The 24,018-nt window shown below is 40.4% G+C and carries 23 protein-coding genes; 14 read left to right on the top strand and 9 right to left on the bottom strand.

Translation table 11 applies throughout. The annotated features are described in order from the left end of the window. The first annotated feature begins 269 nt into the window (after positions 1-269). The 4 genes from IOC57_RS16030 (at position 270) to IOC57_RS16015 (ending at position 4,994) form a co-directional block, all read left to right on the top strand. Entirely contained in the window at positions 270-3,293 is a 3,024-nt protein-coding gene (locus IOC57_RS16030; protein WP_207439666.1) for an efflux RND transporter permease subunit, read from the top strand. An 858-nt stretch (positions 3,294-4,151) separates the two neighbouring features. Next, complete coding sequence (locus tag IOC57_RS16025) at positions 4,152-4,685, top strand: flavodoxin domain-containing protein (RefSeq protein WP_207439665.1); 534 nt, start codon at positions 4,152-4,154, stop codon at positions 4,683-4,685. Next, complete coding sequence (locus IOC57_RS16020) at positions 4,685-4,852, top strand: Fur-regulated basic protein FbpA (protein ID WP_081112861.1); 168 nt, start codon at positions 4,685-4,687, stop codon at positions 4,850-4,852. Before IOC57_RS16025 ends, IOC57_RS16020 begins: the two co-directional genes overlap by 1 nt. After that, complete coding sequence (locus IOC57_RS16015) at positions 4,845-4,994, top strand: FbpB family small basic protein (protein WP_207439664.1); 150 nt, start codon at positions 4,845-4,847, stop codon at positions 4,992-4,994. Before IOC57_RS16020 ends, IOC57_RS16015 begins: the two co-directional genes overlap by 8 nt. Positions 4,995-5,392: 398 nt before the next feature. On the opposite strand, the gene IOC57_RS16010 is transcribed toward IOC57_RS16015, so the two are convergent. Together IOC57_RS16010 and IOC57_RS16005 are read right to left on the bottom strand one after the other, a co-directional pair. Continuing rightward, on the bottom strand, positions 5,393-6,013 hold the full coding sequence (locus tag IOC57_RS16010) for a DUF2238 domain-containing protein (protein ID WP_396020845.1): 621 nt from the start codon (positions 6,011-6,013) through the stop codon (positions 5,393-5,395). Between the two features lie 55 nt (positions 6,014-6,068). Beyond that, complete coding sequence (locus tag IOC57_RS16005; RefSeq protein ID WP_207439662.1) at positions 6,069-6,842, bottom strand: alpha/beta fold hydrolase; 774 nt, start codon at positions 6,840-6,842, stop codon at positions 6,069-6,071. Positions 6,843-7,478: 636 nt separating this feature from the next. On the opposite strand from IOC57_RS16005, the gene IOC57_RS16000 reads away from it, so the two are divergent. Next, positions 7,479-8,036, top strand: a complete 558-nt coding sequence (locus tag IOC57_RS16000) for a peptidoglycan-binding domain-containing protein (protein ID WP_286184916.1) — start codon at positions 7,479-7,481, stop codon at positions 8,034-8,036. A 567-nt stretch (positions 8,037-8,603) separates the two neighbouring features. Here IOC57_RS16000 and IOC57_RS15995 read toward each other — a convergent pair. Then, positions 8,604-9,050 carry a hypothetical protein gene (locus IOC57_RS15995; protein ID WP_207439661.1) on the bottom strand — a complete coding sequence of 149 codons (447 nt, stop codon included), beginning with the start codon at positions 9,048-9,050 and terminating at the stop codon, positions 8,604-8,606. Between the two features lie 223 nt (positions 9,051-9,273). Here IOC57_RS15995 and IOC57_RS15990 point away from each other — a divergent pair, with 223 nt between their 5' ends. Further along, entirely contained in the window at positions 9,274-10,701 is a 1,428-nt protein-coding gene (locus IOC57_RS15990; RefSeq protein ID WP_207439660.1) for a phospholipase D-like domain-containing protein, read from the top strand. A gap of 133 nt (positions 10,702-10,834) precedes the next feature. Continuing rightward, positions 10,835-11,686 (top strand): MBL fold metallo-hydrolase, encoded by an 852-nt coding sequence (locus tag IOC57_RS15985; protein WP_207439659.1) that lies wholly within the window; start codon positions 10,835-10,837, stop codon positions 11,684-11,686. Between the two features lie 602 nt (positions 11,687-12,288). Here the strand turns inward: IOC57_RS15985 and IOC57_RS15980 are convergent. The 5 genes from IOC57_RS15980 to kynU all read right to left on the bottom strand — a co-directional run bounded on the left by IOC57_RS15980 (position 12,289) and on the right by kynU (position 17,506). Continuing rightward, positions 12,289-12,921 carry a LysE family translocator gene (locus IOC57_RS15980; protein ID WP_207439658.1) on the bottom strand — a complete coding sequence of 211 codons (633 nt, stop codon included), beginning with the start codon at positions 12,919-12,921 and terminating at the stop codon, positions 12,289-12,291. Between the two features lie 218 nt (positions 12,922-13,139). Then, entirely contained in the window at positions 13,140-13,766 is a 627-nt protein-coding gene (gene kynB, locus IOC57_RS15975; RefSeq protein WP_207439657.1) for an arylformamidase, read from the bottom strand. A 49-nt stretch (positions 13,767-13,815) separates the two neighbouring features. Next, a complete protein-coding gene (gene kynA, locus IOC57_RS15970) occupies positions 13,816-14,661 on the bottom strand; it encodes a tryptophan 2,3-dioxygenase (RefSeq protein WP_396020844.1) in 846 nt (281 codons plus the stop codon). Positions 14,662-14,717: 56 nt separating this feature from the next. Next, positions 14,718-16,139, bottom strand: a complete 1,422-nt coding sequence (locus tag IOC57_RS15965; protein ID WP_207439655.1) for an amino acid permease — start codon at positions 16,137-16,139, stop codon at positions 14,718-14,720. Positions 16,140-16,228: 89 nt separating this feature from the next. Further along, positions 16,229-17,506, bottom strand: coding sequence for a kynureninase (gene kynU, locus IOC57_RS15960; protein WP_207439654.1), 1,278 nt, complete (start codon positions 17,504-17,506; stop codon positions 16,229-16,231). A 173-nt stretch (positions 17,507-17,679) separates the two neighbouring features. Between kynU and IOC57_RS15955 the strand changes: the two genes are divergently transcribed. From IOC57_RS15955 to IOC57_RS15925, 7 genes are all read left to right on the top strand, one after another. Next, positions 17,680-18,294, top strand: a complete 615-nt coding sequence (locus IOC57_RS15955) for a TetR/AcrR family transcriptional regulator (RefSeq protein ID WP_207439653.1) — start codon at positions 17,680-17,682, stop codon at positions 18,292-18,294. A 322-nt stretch (positions 18,295-18,616) separates the two neighbouring features. Then, on the top strand, positions 18,617-18,964 hold the full coding sequence (locus IOC57_RS15950; protein WP_207439652.1) for a lmo0954 family membrane protein: 348 nt from the start codon (positions 18,617-18,619) through the stop codon (positions 18,962-18,964). Between the two features lie 19 nt (positions 18,965-18,983). Continuing rightward, positions 18,984-19,619, top strand: coding sequence for a PspA/IM30 family protein (locus tag IOC57_RS15945; RefSeq protein WP_207439651.1), 636 nt, complete (start codon positions 18,984-18,986; stop codon positions 19,617-19,619). 155 nt (positions 19,620-19,774) lie between these two features. Then, complete coding sequence (liaF, locus tag IOC57_RS15940) at positions 19,775-20,521, top strand: cell wall-active antibiotics response protein LiaF (protein ID WP_207439650.1); 747 nt, start codon at positions 19,775-19,777, stop codon at positions 20,519-20,521. Beyond that, the gene (locus tag IOC57_RS15935; RefSeq protein ID WP_207439649.1) at positions 20,518-21,564 is read left to right on the top strand and encodes a sensor histidine kinase; all 1,047 of its coding nucleotides are present in this window, start codon (positions 20,518-20,520) and stop codon (positions 21,562-21,564) included. The genes liaF and IOC57_RS15935 overlap by 4 nt, the downstream gene beginning before the upstream one ends. Then, positions 21,557-22,198 (top strand): response regulator transcription factor, encoded by a 642-nt coding sequence (locus tag IOC57_RS15930; protein WP_207439648.1) that lies wholly within the window; start codon positions 21,557-21,559, stop codon positions 22,196-22,198. Before IOC57_RS15935 ends, IOC57_RS15930 begins: the two co-directional genes overlap by 8 nt. Positions 22,199-22,335: 137 nt before the next feature. Further along, positions 22,336-22,635, top strand: a complete 300-nt coding sequence (locus tag IOC57_RS15925; RefSeq protein ID WP_286184914.1) for a hypothetical protein — start codon at positions 22,336-22,338, stop codon at positions 22,633-22,635. A gap of 60 nt (positions 22,636-22,695) precedes the next feature. On the opposite strand, the gene IOC57_RS15920 is transcribed toward IOC57_RS15925, so the two are convergent. Next, positions 22,696-23,859: an MFS transporter gene (locus IOC57_RS15920; protein WP_207439646.1), complete on the bottom strand. Its 1,164-nt coding sequence runs from the start codon at positions 23,857-23,859 to the stop codon at positions 22,696-22,698. Positions 23,860-24,018: the final 159 nt, after the last annotated feature.

Here is a 24,018-nt window from a genome sequence, read left to right as displayed (position 1 = left end):
TCGTGTATAGCTCGGGCATCGGCCCGTTATTACTTATCGGGGTAATGGTGTTGGCTATCGTTATGCTTTTTTTCAAAGGATATAAATAATCCAAGGTTGTTTCTTTGAGGCTGCTGCACAGCCTTTTTTTTGTGGAAAAGTTCTCCGAACCGAAGGACATAGAAAAATATAAAAATCAATAAAAAATTAACACTTCGTAGTTAGTAATATATGGTAAGATTTAAAATGGAATTATTTTCTTTTAAATTATATTCAGGGGTGATTAGTGCGTGGAGCTTTTTACTAAGTGGTCGTTTAAGAACAAGGCTGCCGTTTCATTGGTAACCATATTTATTTTGTTGATAGGAGTTGTCAGTTATTTCAAACTGCCGATGGAATTTTTACCATCTGCTGATAATCCACAAGTTACGATTATCACAATGGGGCAGGGCACCGATTCGAAAACAATGGAAGCACAAGTTACAGATCCGATTGAAAGAGCGGTTACAGGGGTTAAAGGAAAGAGTTCAATATACTCCACCACTGGAGATGGATTTTCAAAAGTTGATCTATTCTTTGAAGCCGGATCGGATATGAAACAAGCGAAACTTGATGTTCAAGAGGCATTAGGCAGTGTAGCGCTGCCACAAAGCATGGCAAAGCCTACTATTACACAGTTAAATACATCAATGATTCCCATTTCATTTGTAGCTGTTACTTTTAAGGATGGGTTAACAGCTGAAAATATAGACTTTACCAAGAAAGAATTAGAGCCTTTGTATAAAGATATTAAAGGGGTTTCGGATGTACAGACATTTGGCGTTTCCCAATCCATTCTTTCAGTCAAAGTGGATAATGAAGAATTGGCTATAAAGAAAGTCTCCATTCAAGATATCATGAGCGTCCTTAACGGTCAGAATGCAGCTATGGCCGTAGGAGAAAAAGTGATTGATGGGAAGGCAAGTAACATCAAGGTTATCGGGGATTTAACAAGTATTGAAAAATTAAAAGCGTTAAAGGTCACCCCAAAGGTAACACTTGGAGAAATAGCAAAAGTTGATGAAGCGAAGGATGATAGCCTCGTCAGTCGTTTTAACGGAACGGAAAGCATTGATTTAAGCATTATCAAGGACAGTCAATCAAATGCTGTCACAATCAGTGAAGAGGTTGAAAAAGTAGCAAAAGAAATTAATGAAAAGTATGGTGACCAGGAATCGACCATTTATTTATCCACAGCTGATATGGTGAAGACTTCCGTTCAGACGATGGTAAAAGAAGTTCTGCTGGGTGCGTTATTCGCTACGATTGTAATCATGGTCTTCTTACGGAATGTACGATCTACATTCATTACAATCGTATCCATACCGTTATCTCTTGCCTTTACGTTATTTTTGCTGTCATTGTCGGGAGTGACGCTGAATATTTTGACACTGGGCGGTGTCGCTGTTGCGATCGGGCGCTTGGTGGACGATAGTATTGTTGTTATTGAAAATATCTTCCGGAAAATGCAGCAGGAGAAGATTTCAATCGAATTGGTGATGGGGGCAACTAAAGAGGTGGGAGTGGCGATAACAGCTTCAACCCTAACTACTGTAGCCGTCTTCTTGCCGGTTGCTTTATTGAATGGAGGGCTTCAAGAGTTTCTGCTTCCATTCGCTTTGACTGTCACTTATTCTTTGCTTGCTTCTTTAATCGTGGCATTGACGGTTGTTCCGTTAATGAGTGCAGGATTGCTGAAAAGGACGGAGCTGCCAAAACATCGGCCGGCCAAGCGTTTTTCGAAGCTGGTTACGTGGTCGCTAAACCATAAATGGGTTGTCTTGATTGTTGCTATGCTGTTGTTTGTCGGTTCCGTTGGTACATATTTTTCCATGCCAAAAGGGGCGATTGATAATTCTTCAGCAGACTATGTCTCTGTGACATTAACTTATCCAAATGATCATCCCTATGAGAAAGTAAAGGAAAAAGCGATTGAACTCGAAGAAACGATGCAGGATATGAGTGAAGTGGATAATATCTTCATGCAATTAGGAAACTCTGCCGAGACAGCGCAATATGGCGCAGTCACATCACCCACTGAAGCTACTTTCGGCATCCTGGTAAAGGATAAAGCAAATGTAGATTCAATCCTGGAAAAAATGGAAAAGGAACAAGAAAACTATCCTGATGCGAAGCTTACGGCCACCGCTTCTTCTTTTATGATGGGGGCATCAAAGACGAACATTACAATAGATGTGATTGGCAGTAATGTTGAAGATTTGGAACTGATGGCCAAAAAGGTCAAAGAAGGAATTCAGGATATTAAAGGTATTGAAGAGGTTACAACGAACCAAGACGAAAAGAAAACGATTTATTCATTCAAGGTAGATCCAGCTAAAGGCAATACAGAACAAATAGGTCAACAATTAGGTATCATGCTTAATAAAACTCCTATCGGCCATATAACTTTACGGGATAAGCAAACACCTGTCGTCCTTGAACCAATCTTAGATCCTAAAGAACCAGAGGATTTAAAAAGTATTCCGATTATGACAGATGGCGGTCTAGCCCCAGTGTCCAAGGTTGCTTCTTTAAAGAGCGAAGAGAGTGCAACAACACAGTTCCATAAAGATGGAGAAACGTATCTTCAACTAACTGCAACAGTCGATCCGGCTAAGCTTTCCGATATTGCAAGTAAAATAAATCTTGAGATATTTGGAGATAAGGAGAACAAAGGACTTGATATTCCGAATGATGTAGAAATTTTAGTCGGGGGAGCCAGTGCTCAGCAGACAGATGATTTTTCTGATTTATTCCTTACGATGTTAATATCGATCGGCATTGTCTTTTTAATCATGGTTATAACATTTAAATCGATCAAAGCACCGATCGCCATTCTATTCTCCTTGCCATTCGCTGCTATTGGAGCGGTATTAGGATTGATTATCAGTCGAATTCCAGTCGATATTACAGCACTGCTGGGTGCTCTCATGTTAATTGGAATTGTTGTGACAAACGCGATTGTGCTTCTGGATCGAGTCAAACAAAACGAAGAAAAAATGATTATCCGTGATGCGATCGTCGAAGCGACAGCCACAAGATTCCGTCCGATCATCATGACGGCCGTAGCAACGATTTGTGCCATGCTACCACTTTTATATAAAAAAGCGGAAACAGGAAGCTTGGTTTCACAAAGTTTAGCGATCGTTGTCATTGGCGGGCTAGCTGTTTCTACACTGCTCACACTTATCGTCATTCCATGTATATATGAATTGCTGTACTATAAAAAATCGAAAAAACAGAGAGAACCCGTTAACGAACAAGTCGAGATGTAAGGAAGCTATAAAAAGAGGCTGGGACATAAGAATTTTAGTCAACGATAAGCCCGAACTATAAGCGGAATTTCCGGCTAATAGATCGGGTCTTTATTTGTTCTTTTCCATAGATTTTGTTGCTTTTTGCATCCTTTTTTTAAAAATCTAGTGTAATGGAGCGGAAGACAATCGACTACTAAGGGAAATAGAGGGAAGGCTGAGACCCGCAGGCTTGCCGAGGAGGCCCCGCTTCCTCCCCGCGGGTGTCTGTAGCGCAATGGAACGAACTTGTTCTTACAGCTTGAATGGATGAATAAAAACAACATATACGAAAGCAGCATGATGTTTAATAGGTAGAATAACGTAGAATGATTCGTCTTTGAGGATGGTTTATTTAGTTATGTCCCAGCCTCTTTTTTCTGTAAAATAGTACATACTAAATTGTTGGCACTGCCTCTTGTGTCATTACTTCTGTTAATCTTTTAGCTGGATCTGTATATTCTGCTTTTGTTTGATTGGGAAAACTAGTGATCAAAAATATTGAAAATAAAAATAATAAACGTACTATTTTCCATAATGAATTCATATATTTATGGAGTTATGACAAAAACAAGAAAGGTAGATATGAAATTGGGTGGTGTTTTTTTATATATCTACCTATATAGTAGTCAGTTTATATCGGTAATCTTTATGAAAATAGTCTTTTTCACTTCATTATTTTGGTAATTACTCTTTATTTACAGGGCATTTACCCTGTAAATAGAACGAAGACGGACTTTTTCATTTAATTAGTGGAGGTAAATAATTGACAATGAGAATCATTTTCATTTATAGTGAGAGATGTAATGAAAGTGATTCTCAATTAGGAAGGTGATATAGATGAAGGTATTCATTGGTTATGTCAGTTTATCCGGTAATACCGAGAAAATGGCTATAAACATAAAGAATAGAATGAAGGCTGTCGGCTGTGAAGTATATATGGAAAGATTGGATATTGTTGAAGTTGATGCTTTAAAGGATTTTGACCTGGCCTTTATTGGTTTATATACATGGAATCTTGAAGATTTACCGTACGAAGCAAACGAGTTTTATGAAGAAATTGACCAAGTGGACTTTGCTGGAGTGAAAGTAGCATTCTTTGGTGCCGGCGACTTGACCCATTCGAAACCTTGCGCCGCGATAGATATCCTTTCCGAAAAAATGAAGCAATTTGGATTTAATGTATATAATCGAGTTTTGAAAATACACCATGAAAGCAGTACATACGAACAATTAAGGAAATGTGAAGACTTTGCAGAGCATGCCCTTATATGGGGAAGTAAGAGGAAGAAGTGGAGATTCTTCATGTGGGATCGAATGCTAGGCAACCCAAAATACCAAAAATCAGCATTTTTTGTTAAGGAGGGCCCTTGATGATTACCCAATTAAGTGCAAAGGGAGAAGCAAAGAAAGAGGAACTTATACAAGAACTTCTGAAATTCGGGATTTTTAAAAAATATAATAAACAACTATACGAGCTTCCGTTAGTTGTCCTGCAAAAGGAATTCAATCACTTGAGAGGTGAATTAAAAAATGTCTAGGAGAAGGAAATCTTATACTGAACTGCTAAAAGAAAACCGCGAGCTTCTGTTGCATGACAAAACTGAAGTGGAACGCATCTATACAAAAATCGATCAAAAAGCTATCAATGAAAAAAAGGGAAGTAAGCAAATACAATCATGACTGGTTAAAAATGAAAACCGAAATCCATTTTTTGATTTAGGTTCAGTTTGTCGACTGATACAACTGAAACCTTTTTTGAGGGTTTATAAAGTTTGAACGTTGCCTCCAGGCATTCGCTTTCCGCGGGCGGTCCGCCCTCGGCGCTCTTTGCGCCTGTGGAGTCTCCCTTGGACGCGCTTTCCCCGCAGGAGTCTCGTTCCTTCCGTTCCAATTAACTGGATTGTTTTTTAAAGAAAAAACTGTAGTCTGGTTTCATTCCGATTCTAATTTAAAAATAGTGATCTATATAGATCACTATTTTTAAATTTATCGTTTTTCAGAGCCTTTCGTTAAAGGAAAGTGGAAGAGTGTAATTCCTTTAAGTCTTTACCGTTTTTGTTTTTAGGTCTGACACATAATTACAGCTTTTTTTCTCCTCGGTTTTTCACTTTTCGTAACAGCTTGTCATGTAGTTTGGACAAGGTGATCAATGTAAGGATAGAGCCGATTAAGGTTAACGACATATCCCATTGTGCATCCCAAATATCACCCTGTGTTCCTAAAAATTCATTTGAAGCCTTTCCGCCTTTTGAAATGATGGCAGCTATCCATTCGATGATTTCATATAAGGCTCCAATGGCAAGGGCAAAACTTAATGTGACAGCAAATAACCAGGGTCCTTTTGTTAGATGGGTTTTACGTATTACTATTTCTCTAATCACAATCGCAAATAAACCTTTTAGGAAATGGCCAAACCGGTCATAGTGGTTCCGATTTAAATCGGAATGATCTTTTAGCCAATCAAATAGAGGGACTTTTGAGTACGTATAATGGGCACCGATGAACATGGTTATTGAAAGAACGGCAATAACGAAATAGGATAATGTAGTGAGGCGGAATTTATTATATGTGGCCATTACATAAATCAGAAACACCACGGCAGGAAGTACTTCCATTGTCCATATCAAGTAGCCTTCAGGCTTAATAACTGACCAAATAAAAACGGCAGTGACTAGCAATAGCAATATTAAATGAATCATTATACTTTTATCTCTTCCCAATTTTTTCACTCCATTAAATTTATCAATGATAGAATCAAACCGTTTGTGTATGGATAAAATGCTTTATACTTTCATTTAAATCATTAGCCGCTTTTGTAGGGATCTGATGCTTTGCATGGTCAATGAATTTTAATTCCGTACATGGTAATTTTTCATGCAATAAATTAGCGTAATGATAGAATGGTTTATCTTTTTTACCATAGATCAGTAAAATCGGCAGGTTGATTTTCCCTAGCCTGTGGGTACAGTTATAATGCAAACTATAATGGTAATACTGCCCGATATTTCTGGCATCTCCTTTTAGGGCTTCATTAAACATTTCGTTGAACAACTTCTCGGTATTTGAATTGCTCCATGAAATGGAAAGCGCAAGAATTGGAACGGCGTCTTTATTTGCAAGTGATATTCCCAAAGAAATCTTTTGCTTTAAATATTTATCCCTCACTTCTGACATTCCACCTATTACAATGCCCCCTATAGCCCTATCGGCACAACTCAGCAAATATTCCAATACAATAGAGCCGCCGGTCGAGTATCCGCAAATGATTGCTTTTTTTATTTTCAAATGATCCAAAAGATGTTTGATATCTTCTATGATCAGGGGATAAGTTACTGGCAATCTTGAATATTGACTTCTTCCGTGCCCCCTAATATCAAAAGTGATAACTTTGAATTCTTCGGATAATTCCTCCATTTGGTATTGGAAATTCACACTGGTCAGTACAGGAGGATGAATAAAAACAATAGGAACTCCTTTTCCCATAACAGAATAATACAAGCTAACACCGTCCACATCTAACATTGGCATGAATATTCACCTCAATAATCTTATATCTTTTTTAAACATTCTTTATTCAGAAAGGTCAATATGCTTTATGATAAACGATTTGGATTTTGCGGCATAAAAATGAAATGCCCATTCGAAGAGTACTAATATCCCTTCTGAAAGAATTTGCCCTTTCAATCGTATTTTTATTACGAATTGTTTTGGTGTTTATAAACAAGATATTAGAGTTCAGGGAATGAACAGGAATATATAAAATAAGGTGAAGGCAAGCATGGATGAAAGTTTACCGGTTGACGCTACGGTCGGAGTGGTATTGCCACTTATCAAATGTTGAGTGGAAATGGCGGGAAAAAGAAAAATATGATGCCGCTTGCCACTAACTTGATGGGAATGGGAACTGGGATGCAAGGGCAGTATCAACAATAGGCAGAATAACGATAAAATAAAACAATCCACGTTCTGGGATTGTTTTATTTTATTGAAAAACCGGGACTTCCATCATATGCTTACTTTGTGCACACAATGGATACTATTTACCATTTTTTATAATTAAAGTAATAAAACACCAATAAAGTAACTCCATACGTTATAATGAATGGGCTCCAAAGGAGGTGTCAGAAACCTGCAGGAGTGATCATATGATTGGAGGTTATATGTTTGAAGAAAAAAATATTGGTCATGATTCCAACAGTTGCCCTCATGTTAGCTCCTCTAGGAATGGGAACTTCAATTACCCAGGCAGCTTCAAAGGGTAATCAAACCGAGAAAATCGAAACGAAGGCGGAGACGCGCCCGACCCTCAGGAAAGGCTCACGTTCGAGTTATGTAAGAGACTTACAGCAAAGCCTTAAAGATGTTAAATATACTGTGGGTGTTGATGGGATTTTCGGTACTCAAACACAAAATGTCGTTAGGGAGTTTCAAGTGGATCATAACTTGGCTTCAGATGGTATCGTCGGACCGCTGACATGGGCTGCTTTAGATGAAAATAAGGTGGAAAGAAAACAGTTCACGGAGAAAGACGCGATTGTGTTAGGGAAGAAGAAACTGGGTAACAAGATCGTATTTAGCGGTGATGGCAGATTGCTGAAAGATGGCAAAGGAAAATCATATTACAAATATAAAGCAGCTAATAAAGATTGGATAGATCAAGGCGGTACAGGAACGATTGGGTGGTTCCACATTTATAAAGATGGCCGTGTAGTGGAACAATAAGTGGATATACATGCAAAGAATGTTCTCACTTTATGTGGGATTTTTTTTATGTAAAGCATGGATATAATAAGGTGACTAAACACATCCATTTTTAGCTATAAATAACAGATGAATACAGATATAATAGTAAATGGACAGCAATTTGGTATAGTGGGCAGCGGTCACTCCTTTTCAGAAAGGGGGTGTCGCTGGTGATTTCTATTATGGACGGACTGATGCTAATGATTTCATTCGCCTCTTTAATCGTCGCAGTAATCGCGGTTACATTAAAAAAGTAACCCCCTCCATACCATCCGGCCAGATGTATGTAGGAAAAGGGTTACTTTCATGATCGAGTAGCTACTGACTTACCACAGAAAGCCGCTGCTCTTTATGCAGTTTTGCTGTTCATTAAGACGCTGGTTTTAACCAGTGTCTTTTTTTTATGTGTTAGTTATCATTATTATATCCTCATTTTACCTATACATTCAACTAAAAACATGGAAAGAGCATCGATTCGTTTCACTATGTCCTTTCAAGAGTTTCCTGGGTGAGCTCTTGGATTTACGAAGATTTTGGTGAAATCAATTAGATTTTCGTTAAATTCCTGCCTGATTCCAGTTTGAATAATTTCATTCCTTTATAAGATGCGATCATAGGGATCATACAAAGCAAGGCCATAGGTAAACAATAAAGAAGATAGAAATGCCCTCCGTTTTCCAGCAAGGGAATATAGGCTAGTGCAACCAAAAGTAAGGTGAAAAAAATGATCGTGAAAATCCCGAAAGACTGATGATAGAATGCATGAATTTCCCTTCTGCGTTCCTCTTGGTTGGGTAAAGTCTTTGCTGCTTTGTGCGTTCGAAGGAACAGGTACAAGGAGAACATTAAAAATAAAGCGGAAAATGGTAAAGCAAGCGCAAATAATGAAACGTCAAGAATGGAAAGATAAAAGCTGGATAAAAAGAAAACTTCTGACACCCCTAATGCAAAACAATAATTGAAGATACTTATTCTATCAGGTTGTTTAAGCATGAAATCCCTCCTTCTATATCATATTATGCAACTGCTTTCATGTTCACCACTTTGTCACATTTAAAAGGAAAATAAATGCCCCAAGTTCCAGCTTAGGATCTTGCAGGCAGGTAAATGGCCCCGCTCGCTATCTAGTCAGATTTATCAGGCTTGCGGATGTTGAATAGAGTCTTTGCTTCTTACGAATAGTATTAAAATATCGCTTAAAGGAGGGGAGTGCTCAATGACTGTAAAAACGGCAATTAAAGGAGTTCTGCTCGTTCTTCTAATATATTTGCTTTATGTAGTGGTGACGGCAGTGTTTCTTTTCCCAAAAGTGGAAAAAGAAGAAGGCAGGCCGATTAATCAAGTAAGTGCATATATGGGAGAGAAGGAAGGAAGCGTGGATCGTGTCCTGCTTCTCGAAGATGGTTATGAATCGGGACTCGCCCGAATGCGAATGATCCAGGAAGCCCAGCATTCAATCGATATTGCCTACTATGCTTTTGGAAAAGGCAAATCAACCGAACTTATTCTTGGAGCCTTGATCGAAGCTGCTGACCGGGGTGTCAAAGTCCGAATCCTTCTGGATGGACTATCTCATGGACTCAGAGGTCAATTAAGCAGTGCCCGTTATGCATTGGCTTCACATGAAAACATTGAATTAAGATATTACGAAACCTTTAAACCATTTAAACCGTGGACCTGGCATAATCGCCTTCATGATAAGATCATCACTGTAGATGGAAAGTTAGGCATCATCGGAGGGAGAAATATTGCCGATAAGTATTTAGCAAGCGAGCCGCCGAGGAATTTTGTCTATGACAGGGATGTACTCATTTTCAATGCTAAAGAGGAGAAAGATAGTGTAATCGTTGAAATGAAGGACTATTTGAATGAATTATGGTCCCACCCGTATACGAGCGTTGTTTTTTCGGACCTCTCGAAAAGGCAAACGGAAAAAGGAAAACGTGAAAGAGATTCATTAGCGAATCAATACAGCAAAGCTTTGCAAACGGAAGTCGATTTCGTTAATCCAGTCATCGAGTGGAGCAATGCTACAACACCTACTAAAAAAGTGTCCTTCATTCATAATCCAATCGAGCGTTTCAATAAATACCCAATTGTGTGGAGATCTCTAGTGGATATTGCGGCGAATGCCAATCAATCGGTACTCATCCAAAGTCCCTATATTGTTCCCGCGGAAGCCTTGACGGAATATGTATCGAAGCAGATGGATTCAAAGGCTAATTGGACCATACTTACCAACTCGGTGGAATCAACCCCGAATGTGATCGCTTTTTCGGGTTACTTGGGGCTTAGGGATCGTATCGTTGAGACGGGCGCAAGGCTTTATGAATATGCAAAGCCTTATTCTTTGCATGGTAAATCGGTGGTCTATGATCAACGATTAAGTGCAGTGGGTTCCTACAATTTGGATTCTCGATCTGCCTTTTTAAATACAGAATCGATGGTGGTCATCGATAGTGAAAAATTTGCAGCCCAGTTGACAGGAGCCATCGAGTCAAAAATCTCAAATAGTACATTCGTTGCGGACAATAATAAATATATAGAAACACCTGAAGATCAGAAAAAGGAAGAGTCTTTTTTTAAGGCCACCTTTTTAAATGCCCTCTCGAAAGTTACGGTATATTTGAATAGGTTCATTTGAATGATGACGAAAAGACAGCAATCACGGTGCTTGCTGTCTTTTTAGCCTTTTGCGGAGATTATCTTATGAATGAATGGGTAATTTGCTATACTTGAGCAAGCAAATCAATATACATCGCAAGGAGAATAGGATCATGCAAACATTACAGCACCTATCGAAACATATTGTCTACCTGCCGCCAGTTCAGGAAACGGATCGCCCGGTTCTTGCCGCCGTTAAGGGAAACAAGAAAACGCTTATCATCGATGCCGGTAACTCTGCCCGGCATGCACAGCTCTTTAAGGATGAATTGCTCCGGAATGATATAAGCGGGAATTTCCTCGTTCTTACCCATTCACACTGGGACCATGTATTCGGACTGGAGAATATCGGGATTCCGGTGATTTGTCAGGAAAAAACATACACGGACATTAAAGGTATGCAGCAACTTTCATGGGAAGATCAGGCACTTGATCAACGAGTCGAAGAAGGGAATGAGATCCCCTTTTGCGCCGATGCAATCAAGTTGGAACATGGGGAGAATAGAGAGATTGCCTTCCCCCTGCCCGATATCATCTTTGAAAAAATGATGAAGATCGATCTCGGAAATATAACCTGTGTCATCGAACATGTTGGCGGCGATCATGCCAAAGATTCCTGCATCATTTATGTTCCAGAGGAAAAAACATTATTTCTAGGGGACTGCCTATATGCCAATCTTTATGCTGAAAAATGGAATTATACGCCTGAACAGGCATCACTGCTCATCAAGAAAATTGAAGCCTATGATGCCGAAACATATATACTCTCCCATCATGATCAGCCGTGCACGAGACAGGAGATGGAGGCGGAGCTTAAGCTAATGAAAGAATGTGCCAGAACCGTGATCGAACATCAGGGAAACCGAGCTTTAATGGAACAAGAATTGGCTAAAGAATTAAAGCGGGATTTAACGGAGGGCGAACTCGAAACGATTGGATTTTTCGTGAATGGTTACCTTAAGTGATTTGAACAGAAAAAGTTAAACACTTTTATTATAAAGGTTGGTTGGGTATGAGTTTGGTAGTACTGGGCTCATACCCTTTAATTTGTCCTTTTTCAGCAGCGGTCCTAAACAAAATCGAAAATAATCGACAGTAGTACTGAAACAATAAGAATGGATAGGGAGGCCTGAGATGATTTTCCCTGCTTTTGCTCCTCTATGATCAGGATGAATAGGACCAATTATAAAGGAGGGATGAAGAATATAGCCGAATAGAACATGGTATAATGAATACCTGAATTTCCATGTGCCCATGCGCTAAGTCCGATATTATTTAAAATAGTATCCCCCTTGCAAGATTTATCGCCAAATTGAAAGGTAAACAATATTCCGATTAAACATAGCGCGAAAGAAAGTCAACCTAATCCGATATCTTTCATTTCCTAACTTCGATAGTGGGCATGTTTTTTCTCCTTGTATAAAAACACCAATTTATGTTTTTTCAGTGTAATATGACTCAGCAAGTACTTAAAACCCTACACCTGTATCAGAGCCCCAATAGACTACTATAAAAACTGCACCTCCAATTGTTAGATGGTGTCTAACGATTAGGGTGCAGTTTCTAATTAATTATGAGCTTTTTCCAAAGCTAGCTTTATTCCGAAACCAATCAAGACCGTCCCGGTTATACCCTCGAAAATCGCTTGGGTTCTAGGTTTTTTCATAAAAGCACTGATTTGGTTCAGCAGATAGATATAAAATACGAACCACAATGCAGTTAGGACGGTATACGTTATGCCCATGATCAGGAACGGTAAAAACGTATCATTTCCTGGATTCACGAACTGGGGCAGAAATGTTAAAAAGAAGACGGCCACTTTAGGGTTCAGGAGGTTGGTAAGGAACCCTTGCTTAAAGCAAGACTGGTTTTCGTACTTACTTTCGACTGACGTTTCCGCCGCTGCGGCAACTTGCTTATTCCTTAATCCCCATAAGGTCTTGAAGCCTAGATATACCAAGTAAACGGCACCGACATATTTGAAGATGGAAAATAGTAAAGCGGATTTCACAATGATTGCCGAAAGTCCGAATACGGCAGCTGATGTATGGATAAGCAGGGCACAGCATGTGCCGAACATCGTTTTAAAGCCTCCCGACGTTCCCACGGTAACGGTGTTCCTTGTGGCTATTGCTGTATCTGGACCAGGTAAGATGATGAGAAGTATGCACATGATGATGAACAAATAAAAGTTTTCCATATTCGGACCCCCACTCTTAGTGATGAATTCTGAAAATTATAACATAGATGTACTTGGTTTAGGGAGATAAATTTGATAGTTATGATTATCTCAGAACAAATGGCGGAGGTGGGAAATTGACTTGACTAATAAATACGATGTTCAATGAAACAAAAAAACAAGCCAAATCATTTTTTCATTTGGCTCGTTTTTTTATTCAATATCAACACCGTTATATGTTAGGGTAGCTTTTTCAACACAGCACGTACCGGACTTCCATCCGCTTCAACTAATGGAAGGGGGAGGGCAGCCAACTCATAATTCCCCGGTTCGATACCGTCCAGTACAAGACCTTCCAAAATGTGAATTCCATGATCGGCAAGTTCATGGTGGGCAGCTAGCTCTTTACTATCCAATGGATCTACTGATGGTAAATCAAGTCCAATAAGACGAACGCCGTGTTCCGAAAGATATGCCGCTAATTCCGGTTGGATAGGAGGAATGGTTTGTGGAAACACACTTCGATCCTCCCATGCATCCGTCCGGATTAACAGACGGGTAACGCCTTGTAGATCTATATTGGATAATTCATCGACTCCGATGCTTGTCTTCTTTGGTAAATGGATAACCCGGGCATTTCCCATATATAATTCGAGATCCAAATCAATCACTCTTTTTCCATCATCATCAAAATGAAAAGGTGCATCAATATGGGTACCCGTGTGGATACTCATATTGATTTGGCCTACATTGACAGAACCACTTTCTTCTTTACTCCAATTGACTTTATAAGAGAAAGGTGTGTCTCCAGGCCAAACTGCAACGTTATCATCCAGGCGTTGTGAAATATCAATCCATGTCCCCATGCATTTACCCCCATCTCTACTGGCTGTTTCTTTGCTACTTATTCTCATCTTATAGCTTCGTTCTTAGGCTCCATAGTTCTGGGAAAAAGTGTTGATCCAGTGCTCTTTTTAAATATGTTACACCCGATGATCCGCCAGTCCCTTGTTTATTACCAATAATCCTTTCCACCGTGGTCATATGATTAAAACGCCATAATTGCTGTTGATGGCCAATGTCCACTAACTTCTCGCCCAACTCATATAAGTCCCAATATTGCTCAACATCACGGTAAACTGTCAGCCACGCCTCTTCTACACTGGCATTTGGTTCATATCTTTGTGACCAATCTCTGCTGATGGCTTCTTGATCAATAGGTAATCCGCGCGCCACAAGTGCATGAATCGCCGCATCATAAATACTTGGCTCATGAAGGGCCTGCTGCATTTGGTCGTATAATTCTGTTTGGTGCTGATAGACTGATAGCGTATGGACATTTTTGTTTCCTAATGCAAATTCAATCAAACGATTCTGATAAGATTGGAAACCGGAAGATTGTCCCAGTTTATCCCTGAACTCCATATATTCTGCCGGTGTTAAAGTAGAAAGGACATTCCATGACTGGATCAATTGCTGCTGGATCCTCGAAACGCGAGACAGCATTTTAAATGAAGGTTCCAACTTGTTTTGGCGGATAGACTCCGTTGCTGCTGTCAACTCATGTAAAATGAGCTTCATCCATAGCTCACTCGCTTGATGGATGATGATGAATAGCATTTCATCATGATGATCGGAACATCTATGCTGACTAGTTAAAATCTTATCAAGGTGGAGATAATCTCCATAAGACATCGATTTTTGAAAATCGGTTTGAATTTCTTTCTCGAGGCCAGTTATTGTCTGTTTATTGTTATCCATATTCTTCATTCCATGATCCCCTCACTTTTCATATGCAAAACTATTTATTCGTCATTCTATTCTATCTTCTTTTCCAGCGATTCTTCCATTACATTATGGTTAATATTTCTTCTTTTTGAAACAAAATAAGCAACAGCTAAAAATAGTAACCAAGGTATCCCGAATTGAAGCATGATCTTGAAATCTGTAAACCATGTTGTAATCATTAAGCTGAATAGAAGGACGGCCCCTAGTATCGTTAAGTAGGGAAAACCGATCATCCTTACCGGTAATTTACGCCCGCCGGTTTTTTCCCATTTCACCCTGAAAAACAAATGGGAAATGAAGATCATGAGCCAAGTGAACATGGCACCGAACATGGAAATCCCCATCATGTATGCATAGGATGAACCAGGAAGCAACGCATGGACGCCTGCAGCAATGAAAATCCCAGTAGTAGAAACAGCAAGTGCTTTTCCCGGAACGCCCCTTTTGTTTAACTTTCCTAAAAAGCTAGGTGCATGTTTTCCGCGGGCTAATGAAAACATCATACGTGTTGAGGCATAGAGCTGGGCATTCATGGCAGATAAAGCGGCTGTTAAAATAATAAAGTTCATGATCCCGGATGCACCAGGAATGTTCAAGATTTCCATTACTTTTACGAATGGACTTTCCTCGATCCCAGCCGTTTTCCACGGAACGATCATCAGCATGATGCCGATTGTCAATACATAGAAGGTGGATAAACGGAACACGGTCGCTTTTAATGCTTTTGGAACTGCTGCATCCGGGTCTTTTGCTTCCCCTGATGTAACCGCTATCATTTCGGTTCCGAGAAAGCTGAATAAAGAAATAAATACGGCTACCCACATTCCCCACCAACCAAATGGGAAAAAACCGCCTTCATTTACAAAGTTCTCAGGTCCTATATGTGGCTGATCGGATGAACCGAATAGTACATAGGCTCCAAGAAGGATAAACCCAACGATGGCACTTATTTTAATAAAGGAGAACCAATACTCAAATGTAGCGAATGTATTCACGCTAGTAGCATTTACATAAATCAGGGCACCTGCAAACAGCAAAATCCATACGATTCCCGGCACAGTCGGAAACCAATACTTCATATAGACACTGACTGCACTTACTTCAACCCCAACAGCCAAAACATTGGCAATCCAATAAGAATAGCGGACAAGATAGCCTGCCATTGGAGTCATGTACTTTTCAGCAATGGCTCCAAAAGATCCGGAAGTAGGATGGGCAACCGTCATTTCGGCTAAGCAGCCCATCAACAGTAAAACAATGAACGCCCCGAGTGCATAGCTGAGCAATACACTTGGCCCTGCCGCTTGTATGGCAAGCCCGCTGCCAAGGAATAATCCTGTCCCGATGGCACAGCCCATTGCGATCATGGAAAGCTGATTTGTTTCCAGCTCGCGTTTTAATCCCTTTTCTGGCTCATCTTTAAAGTTCAATTGAGTATTTTTGTTCTCCATAGTTCATCCCCTTTTTATCAAAAAAGATTTTATCCTGCCCTAATTAACTAACCATTTGAGGAATGAGCCCCCATTGGCGGAATTCCATGTTATGCGACCACTTCACGCTCATTTTTGAATTTTTCATATTGTTTTTCTGACATGATTTTCTTGAGTATTTGTACAACTTCCCAAACTTCTGCATAGGAAGTATATAGTGCAACCGGTGCGAGACGAATGATGTTAGGTGCCCGGAAATCTGGAATGACACCGTTCTCTTTCAATGCCTTACATATCCGTGCAGCTTCTTTATGCTCAAGGCTTACATGACCTCCACGGCGTATCTCTTCTCTAGGGGTTCCAATGAAAAATCCCATGTCTTCCAATTCGAATTCGACTAAATCCATTAAATATTGATTGATTTTAAGGGATTTTTCGCGAATATTCTCAATTCCAGCTTCAATAAAAATGTCCAAAGACCCAATCAAAGGTGCACAACTTAACACATGCGGCGTGCCAATTTGATACGCGCCTGCTGATTCAGCTGGTGTTAGGGTATGTTCCATATCGAATTGTTTATCTTTTTTGGAGCCGAACCATCCAGCCAAACCAGGCATCGTGCCAAAATGTTTACGATTTACATATAAACCGCCAACACCGCCAGGGCCGCCATTTAAATGTTTATAATTGCACCAATACGCAAAATCCACATCCCATTCGCTGAATGAATGCGGGATGGCACCGATAGAATGACATCCGTCAAATCCGATCACTATTCCTCTTTTATGAGCTTCCTCAGTTAATCGTTTCATATCCAATATTTGACCGCTGCGATACAGGACCGTTGGCAAGATGATCAAAGCGATGTCATCTGTCATTGCTTCGATAATGTCATCCTCTTCAAGAAATCTTCCATCGCGGCTTTTTACGCGGATGAGATCGGTTTCCGGATCGCATCCATGTGTACGCAGCTGACTTTGAAGAGCATAAATATCAGTCGGAAAGGTTAATTCATCTGCTAGAATTTTTTTGCGCATTCCTTCCGGCTTGTAAAAAGTGGCTACAAGTTGATGCAGATTTACAGTTGTGGAGCCGGTTACGATAACTTCCTCTGGAGAAGCTCCGACCAATTGGGCCATCTTCGCGCCCAATTTTTCAGCCATGAAAAACCATGGGTGATTTCCTTGTGTCCATCCATCAATCCCGTGCTCCTTCCAATCTTCCAAAGATTCCAAAAGAGTGCGTTCAGCCCTTTTCGAAAGAAGCCCCAATGAGTTTCCATCCATATAGATGGAATCCGGCTTTAAATAAAACTCTTCACGAAAATTTTTAAGCGCGTCATGCTCATCCATTTGTTTAGCGTGATCCAATGTGTATTCAGAAACCATAATCATCCTCCTATTTTAGTATTCTAAATAATTCTAGGAGAATCGTACCAAAGAATATGACATGGTGTCAATAAGTCGATTCAGAAAATTATAAACATTGAATCAATCTCTCCAACTAATGTTTTTTATTTGATGGATATCCTTTATGCTAGAAGATAAGGGGAGGAATAAGCATGGAGAATGGCAAAGTGGGGGATAAACGGCATTTACGCTCGATCATGACACGTCAAAAGTTACTAGAGGCTGCAAAGGAAATATTTCTTGAAGAAGGTTATCAAGCTGCTCTTATTTCCCAAATGATCAAAAGGGCAAACATCGGATACGGAACGGCCTATGTTCATTTTAAAGGGAAAGAGGATCTGTTAATTGTATTAATGGAAAATGTAATGGAGCAATTCTATGAAATTGCCGAGACTTCTTTCTTTCCAAAATCAAAAGATGAAGCAAAACATATCATATATAGGCAAGCTCATGCTTTTTTGAAAATGGCAGAAGCTGAACGCAATATGATGCAAGTTTTCGAACAGGCCATTGGGATATCAACCATTATTTCAGATAAATGGAAAGCGATCCGCATGAAGTTCATTCAGCGAATTTCAAAGGACGTCGCCTATGCACAGCACAATGGGCTGGCAAGAGCTGAACTGAACCATGAGCTTGTGGCAAGAGGGTGGTTTTTCACAAATGAAATGTATCTGTGGGAAATTGTCCGAAATGAACATCAAAGCTCTGTCGAAGAGATAGCTCAAACCATCACCTCAGTTTACGTCGAAGGCTTGTATGTGTAAGGGTATTAGCAGTTCACCGATCTTCCGGTTAGATACAATCGGAAGATTTAATTTTTTTAAAGACTTCCCCACCTTATTCGAAAAACTTCTTCCCGCGACTTAGAACTCGCAAAAGTCCACGAGAAAACCCCTCACGAACAAACTCACGGGTAAAGCCGCAGAATTCACGAGTGAAATGTCCAAACTCACGATCAAAACACCCTTATTAACGTGGGACTTACAGCGTCTACGCCTTAGGTCTTACTAGAAAATATAGCTAAGGCTCATTATACGAACTTGTAAAAGTAGATAAGATATAAACAAGGAAAGGAGGACGAAAACAATGAAGAAATTTGGTTTATTTATAGTAGGACTGATCGCATTTTTCCTGTTACTGGCGAATGTTGGTCCATTGATCAGCCTGGCGATTTGCTTGACGATCCTATATTTTGGGTTCAAACAGTTCATGAAGTCCGAATCGACAGGAGCCAAGATTGCGTGGGGATCAGTCTCCATTATCGTGCTGATCATTTCTATTTCCCATATCCCGGCAATATTGGGATTGGTGGCAGCTTATGTTCTTTACCTGGTCTATAAAAAATGGAATGAAAATGATGAAAATGCAGCTTCGAAAGGAAATGACCCATTCTCAAATTTTGAAAGAGAGTGGAAAGAGTTGAATAAGAACTAATAGAAGGGGTGTAATTGGAATGGGTAATTTATTTTCAAGAATGAAACAAACGATTTCTGCGGATTTTCACGATTTGTTGGATAAAAAGGAGCAAAAAAATCCAATTGGAATGCTAAATCAATATTTGCGTCAATGTGAGCAGGAGACAGAAAAGGTCGGTAAGCTGCTTGAACGTCAATATCTTTTAAAGGAAGAGTTTACGCGTGAATATAATCAAGCGCATCATCTAGCTGAAAAGCGTAAGCATCAGGCTGAGATAGCTAAGCAGTCGGGAGAAACAGAGTTAATGGAATTTGCTGTAAAGGAAAGCCTGCACTATGAAGACCGAGCGCTAAGTTTGAAGGAGGCGCATAAAAGTGCAGAGGTTCAGCTGGCTGAACTGGAGCGGAAATATGAAGAAATGAAGCATAAGCTGAAGGATATGCATCTAAAGCGGCTGGAACTGATGGGCAGGGAAAATATTGCCCGGGCAAACAACCGGATCAATCGGGTTTTGGACGGAGGCAGTTCAGAAGCCAAACCGGTAGCGATGTTTGAAGAAATGGAGCATTATATCGATCGCATCGAGCATCAGGTCCATACAGATTATAATCGGCATACGATCGATTCCAGGATTGTCCAGCTTGAAAAAGAATTGGAACAGAAAGAAGCGTAAAGATTTTTTAGGCATCGCTGTCAGCCCCTGGACTTTTTGAATGGAAGTCGGGGAAAACAGGCTGTCAGAACGTGATAATTTCATGGTATTCTTAAAAGGCACGGGTTCCTGTGCCTTTTAAGAATATCATGAACGTATACAGGGGAGGCGAACCGATGTTGAACAAGATGAAGACGGACTATATGGGATGGATGCTTCTCATCGGAGTCGTCTTGCTTTTTTTAGAGATTTCATTTACGGGTGGAGGTCTCCTTTTTTCCCTCGCTTTTTCAATTGGATGTATCTATTTAGGCAGGAAATTCACAAAACGGACAATCGGGAAAATCCTATTTTTTATAGGGTTGATTTCCCTTATCATCACTGTCTTGAATATGTTCGTCTTTAGATTTTTCCTAATGGCAATCCTCATTTATTTTTTGCTTTTATATTATCAGTCCAAAAAGAATCCTGATTGGGTCAGTCCGATTCTAACCAATGATGATTCGGAAGAAGAAAAGATCAATAAGGAACAATTGCTGAAAATCGATTACCTTTTTAAAAATAAGTTGTTCGGTCATCAACAAACGGCCGAGCATGTATATGAATGGAATTCCGTGAATGTTCAGGGAGGAGTCGGTGATACGGTTATCGATTTAAGCAAAACGATTTTACCGAAAGGCGACGCTGTCATTTCCATCAGGAATATCATTGGCAATATCACTGTGCTTGTACCGTATGGCATCGAAATCAGGGTCCATCACTCGGTCATTGCTGGCAGAGCGCGGATTTTTGAAAATAAGCCTGAATCCAGGGTCTTTAATCAAATTTATTCCTACCAAACGGAAGGGTTCAATGAAACGGATCACAAGGTTCATATCATCACTTCAATCTTAGTTGGGGATTTAGAGGTGAAGCGGATATGAGTATAGTGACACGGCAGATATTGACTGCCCTTGGTGTTGCTTTCGTTCTTTCCCTCATCTTGCCGGCAGCGGTTTTCTTCATCTTTCCTTTGTCCGACTGGAGCTTACTGTGGGAGAAAGTGGTCATGGGATTACCCTTCGTCATATTCCTGCCAAGCCTGGTCATGTCTGTAGGGTTGATTTATGGAGTCGTTTCGGGAATGTTTTGGAAGAGGCAGCTGGAAAGGGTGGATGAAGGGCTGCATTTACTTGAACAGGGCCGCTTACCTTCACAACAGGAGGCGTATCCGGTCCAAGAGCTGGCTAAAATGGTGGAACGAATGCAACTGATCCATAAGCAAATCAATGAGCAGACAAAATTATCGCAAAAAATGGCGAATGAAAAGGCCATTGATCAGGAGAAACAGATCCAGGAAATCGTTTCCCAGGAACGAAACCGTTTGGCACGGGAACTGCATGATTCGGTGAGTCAGCAATTGTTTGCTGCTTCGATGTTCATGTCGGCCATCACCGAATCTCAATCCGATATGGAAAAAACGGAAATGAAACAATTCAAGGTAGTGGAAGAAATGATCCATCAATCCCAGCTTGAGATGAGGGCTTTATTGCTTCACTTGAGACCTGTCGCATTAAAGGGAAAATCTTTACATGAAGGAATGAAAGAGCTCCTTTTGGAATTGGCACAAAAAGTGACGATGGATATAAATTGGAAGATGGAGCCTGTCACTCTGGACAAGGGGATTGAGGACCATCTGTTTCGGATTTTACAGGAATCGATTTCCAATACGCTAAGACATGCAAAAGCGAACTCGCTTGAAGTGCTATTGATCGTTCGGGATGGGCTGATCATTTTACGGATAACGGATGATGGCATCGGTTTTAACGTCGAGGAGTCGAAAACGGGATCATATGGTCTTCAAAACATGCATGAACGGGCTGTTGAATTAGGCGGAACGATGCAACTTGTAAGTGTTCCTAATAAAGGAACGAAACTTGAAGTGAAAATCCCATTATTAAATGCTGGAGGTGACCATGATGATTAAAGTATTATTTGTCGATGACCATGAAATGGTAAGGATAGGGGTGTCGGCTTATTTATCCGCACAGTCGGATATCGAAGTGATCGGGGAAGCGGATAATGGCTTGAAAGCTGTCGAACTGGCAATGGAATTGCGTCCGGATATCATTTTGATGGATTTGGTGATGCCGGAAATGGACGGCATCGAAGCGACGAAACGAATTATTGAAAAATGGCCAGAAGCAAAGATCATCATTGTGACAAGCTTCTTGGATGATGAAAAGGTGTACCCGGCATTGGAAGCCGGAGCGACGAGCTATATGTTGAAAACATCAAAGGCCAGTGAGATTGCGAGAGCCGTCCGTTCCACTTTCCAGGGGCAAAGTGTACTGGAACCTGAAGTGACGGGAAAAATGATGGAAAAGCTGCGTCGCCCAAAGGTTACCCAGCTTCATGATCAATTGACAAACCGAGAAATGGAAATTTTGCTGCTGATGACACAAGGGAAAACGAATCAGGACATTGCGGATGAACTATACATAGCCCTGAAAACGGCCAAAGTGCATGTTAGCAATATATTAAGTAAGCTTGCCGTGCAGGACCGCACGCAAGCAGTGATTTACGCATTTAAGCATTCGCTTGTTCAAGAGGAAGAGTAAAGAGCATCTATTTACCAAAAGATGAAAGTTTGCTATATTTAGGGAATTATCCCATCCTGTAAAAGTTCTTTCAAGGTTGCTGATTGCAGCCTTTTTTTTACGGATAACGGGAAACCAGGCAGAAAGCGGGTGAAATGATGTTAAGAGTTATCTTAGAATTATTTCGTATAATCACCATTATTTTCGTTATTGGATTGATAATGGGGTTCATCATTAATTCAATTTATGCGATTTTTGGCATAACCGTAGAGAATACCAGGGGCGGATGGATCGTTGCTATGGCAATTTTTCCATTACTTTATGTACTTTATAAAAACCGGCTTCAATTTTCAGGGTTCTATAAAAATGACGGACAAGTAAAACTCTCAAAAAGGACTACGACAATCCTGCTTTGCTTCTCTGTGTTATTGTTAACGGTTGCCCCTTTATTTCGCTAATAGAATGCAAAAAGAGCATGTTTTGATTAAAACATGCTCTTTTTTATACAGTTTTTTGGGTTATACAACTTCCTCTGGGGTATCGAGCCTCTTGCCGTATATCCGATAAAGAACCAAAGCGAATATCATTCCTGTAAAGGAGATGGAGGAGATGAACAGGTAAAGGGTCTTGCCGCCGAAAGCCCCATATATGGCTCCGCCTATATAAGAGGCAATGATTCCCGAAACCCCGAAGAATAGCAGCGCCAGTACGGTTTGGCCTGTGGCACGCCATTCAACAGGAACGATCCGATACAGATATTGGATGGCTGCCGAGTAGAAAATCGGGAAAGTCAATAGCTGCATGACTTGCAAATAAGCTAATAGCTGTGGATCGGTAATCCACGCAGAGACGAAATAACGGATAAAGAAAAACGCTGCTGCAAACGAAATGATGATGATTTCCTTCCCTTTGCGCAGCCACCAGAAGCTTAGGGCGAACACAACGATTTCACTTCCCGCCGCCAAGAACCAGGTCAAGCCTACAAGCTTGGCGCTTCCTCCAAGTTCCCTGATATAAACTCCGAGGAAAGTATCGTTCATCCTTGCTGGGACAGCACAGATAAAGACCAATAACAAAAAGAGAAGCGTCTCTTTATTACTGAAAAAATGCTTGAGGCTGCTAAATGTGACAGGTTTCCCCGAAACGGGTGCATCAGGCATCATCCAGCTGACAATGAAACTGATTAAACCTATGCCCGCGAAAAGGAAGGCCAGGCTGTTCGCTCCGAAATATGACATAACATAGCCGGTGATGAGCGATATGACCGCATAACCCAAAGCACCATATGTCCGGATGGAACCGTAACTGATCCCGGATTTCTCTGCAATCGTAAAATTGAGGCTTTCCGTCAGGGGATCGATCGGCATCAGAAAGAAATATAAGAGCATGGCAAACAGGATAAGCTGAAGATAACTGCTTGAATCATATAGGAAAAAACCGATGACGCTCGAGAAAAAGATGAGTAACAACAGGACTTTTCGTATAGTCCTTGTTTTGTCGCTGATCATTCCCCATAAAGGCTGGGTGATGAGGGTGACAAAACCACCTGTACCGATGATGAATCCGATTTGGGCTGGACGCAAACCTTGATCAGCCAGATAGACTGGGAGAAACGGAATGAAAATGGCAAGCAGTCCAAAATATAAAAAGTTAAAACTCTTTAATAATCGTAATGCTCTCATAAAAAGTATGATACCTCACGTGTTCTATAGATTGATTTGATTTCAACCTTGTTATTGTATCATTGATGACATAATTTGAAAAAAAAGTTTTCATATTTATGGATGGAAATGAATGATGGAGTTGGTTTCGAAGTTACATTTCACTTTTTTAAAATGGAT

The organism is Bacillus sp. SD075 (assembly GCF_017355165.1).
Taxonomy (GTDB): domain Bacteria; phylum Bacillota; class Bacilli; order Bacillales; family DSM-1321; genus Peribacillus.
Note: the sequence above shows the minus strand (reverse complement) of the source record. Positions and strands in the feature narration are given on the sequence as shown.

Bases quoted from the DNA above. Each gene is read 5' to 3' on its own strand.
- IOC57_RS16025 (WP_207439665.1), top strand. From the start codon at position 4,152: ATGAAGGTATTCATTGGTTATGTCAGTTTATCCGGTAATACCGAGAAA.
- IOC57_RS16020 (WP_081112861.1), top strand. From the start codon at position 4,685: ATGATTACCCAATTAAGTGCAAAGGGAGAAGCAAAGAAAGAGGAACTT.
- IOC57_RS16015 (WP_207439664.1), top strand. From the start codon at position 4,845: ATGTCTAGGAGAAGGAAATCTTATACTGAACTGCTAAAAGAAAACCGC.
- IOC57_RS16010 (WP_396020845.1), bottom strand. From the start codon at position 6,013: ATGATTCATTTAATATTGCTATTGCTAGTCACTGCCGTTTTTATTTGG.
- IOC57_RS16005 (WP_207439662.1), bottom strand. From the start codon at position 6,842: ATGCCAATGTTAGATGTGGACGGTGTTAGCTTGTATTATTCTGTTATG.
- IOC57_RS15995 (WP_207439661.1), bottom strand. From the start codon at position 9,050: ATGCTTAAACAACCTGATAGAATAAGTATCTTCAATTATTGTTTTGCA.
- IOC57_RS15990 (WP_207439660.1), top strand. From the start codon at position 9,274: ATGACTGTAAAAACGGCAATTAAAGGAGTTCTGCTCGTTCTTCTAATA.
- IOC57_RS15985 (WP_207439659.1), top strand. From the start codon at position 10,835: ATGCAAACATTACAGCACCTATCGAAACATATTGTCTACCTGCCGCCA.
- IOC57_RS15980 (WP_207439658.1), bottom strand. From the start codon at position 12,921: ATGGAAAACTTTTATTTGTTCATCATCATGTGCATACTTCTCATCATC.
- kynB (WP_207439657.1), bottom strand. From the start codon at position 13,766: ATGGGGACATGGATTGATATTTCACAACGCCTGGATGATAACGTTGCA.
- kynA (WP_396020844.1), bottom strand. From the start codon at position 14,661: ATGGATAACAATAAACAGACAATAACTGGCCTCGAGAAAGAAATTCAA.
- IOC57_RS15965 (WP_207439655.1), bottom strand. From the start codon at position 16,139: ATGGAGAACAAAAATACTCAATTGAACTTTAAAGATGAGCCAGAAAAG.
- kynU (WP_207439654.1), bottom strand. From the start codon at position 17,506: ATGGTTTCTGAATACACATTGGATCACGCTAAACAAATGGATGAGCAT.
- IOC57_RS15955 (WP_207439653.1), top strand. From the start codon at position 17,680: ATGGAGAATGGCAAAGTGGGGGATAAACGGCATTTACGCTCGATCATG.
- IOC57_RS15950 (WP_207439652.1), top strand. From the start codon at position 18,617: ATGAAGAAATTTGGTTTATTTATAGTAGGACTGATCGCATTTTTCCTG.
- IOC57_RS15945 (WP_207439651.1), top strand. From the start codon at position 18,984: ATGGGTAATTTATTTTCAAGAATGAAACAAACGATTTCTGCGGATTTT.
- liaF (WP_207439650.1), top strand. From the start codon at position 19,775: ATGTTGAACAAGATGAAGACGGACTATATGGGATGGATGCTTCTCATC.
- IOC57_RS15935 (WP_207439649.1), top strand. From the start codon at position 20,518: ATGAGTATAGTGACACGGCAGATATTGACTGCCCTTGGTGTTGCTTTC.
- IOC57_RS15930 (WP_207439648.1), top strand. From the start codon at position 21,557: ATGATTAAAGTATTATTTGTCGATGACCATGAAATGGTAAGGATAGGG.
- IOC57_RS15925 (WP_286184914.1), top strand. From the start codon at position 22,336: ATGTTAAGAGTTATCTTAGAATTATTTCGTATAATCACCATTATTTTC.
- IOC57_RS15920 (WP_207439646.1), bottom strand. From the start codon at position 23,859: ATGAGAGCATTACGATTATTAAAGAGTTTTAACTTTTTATATTTTGGA.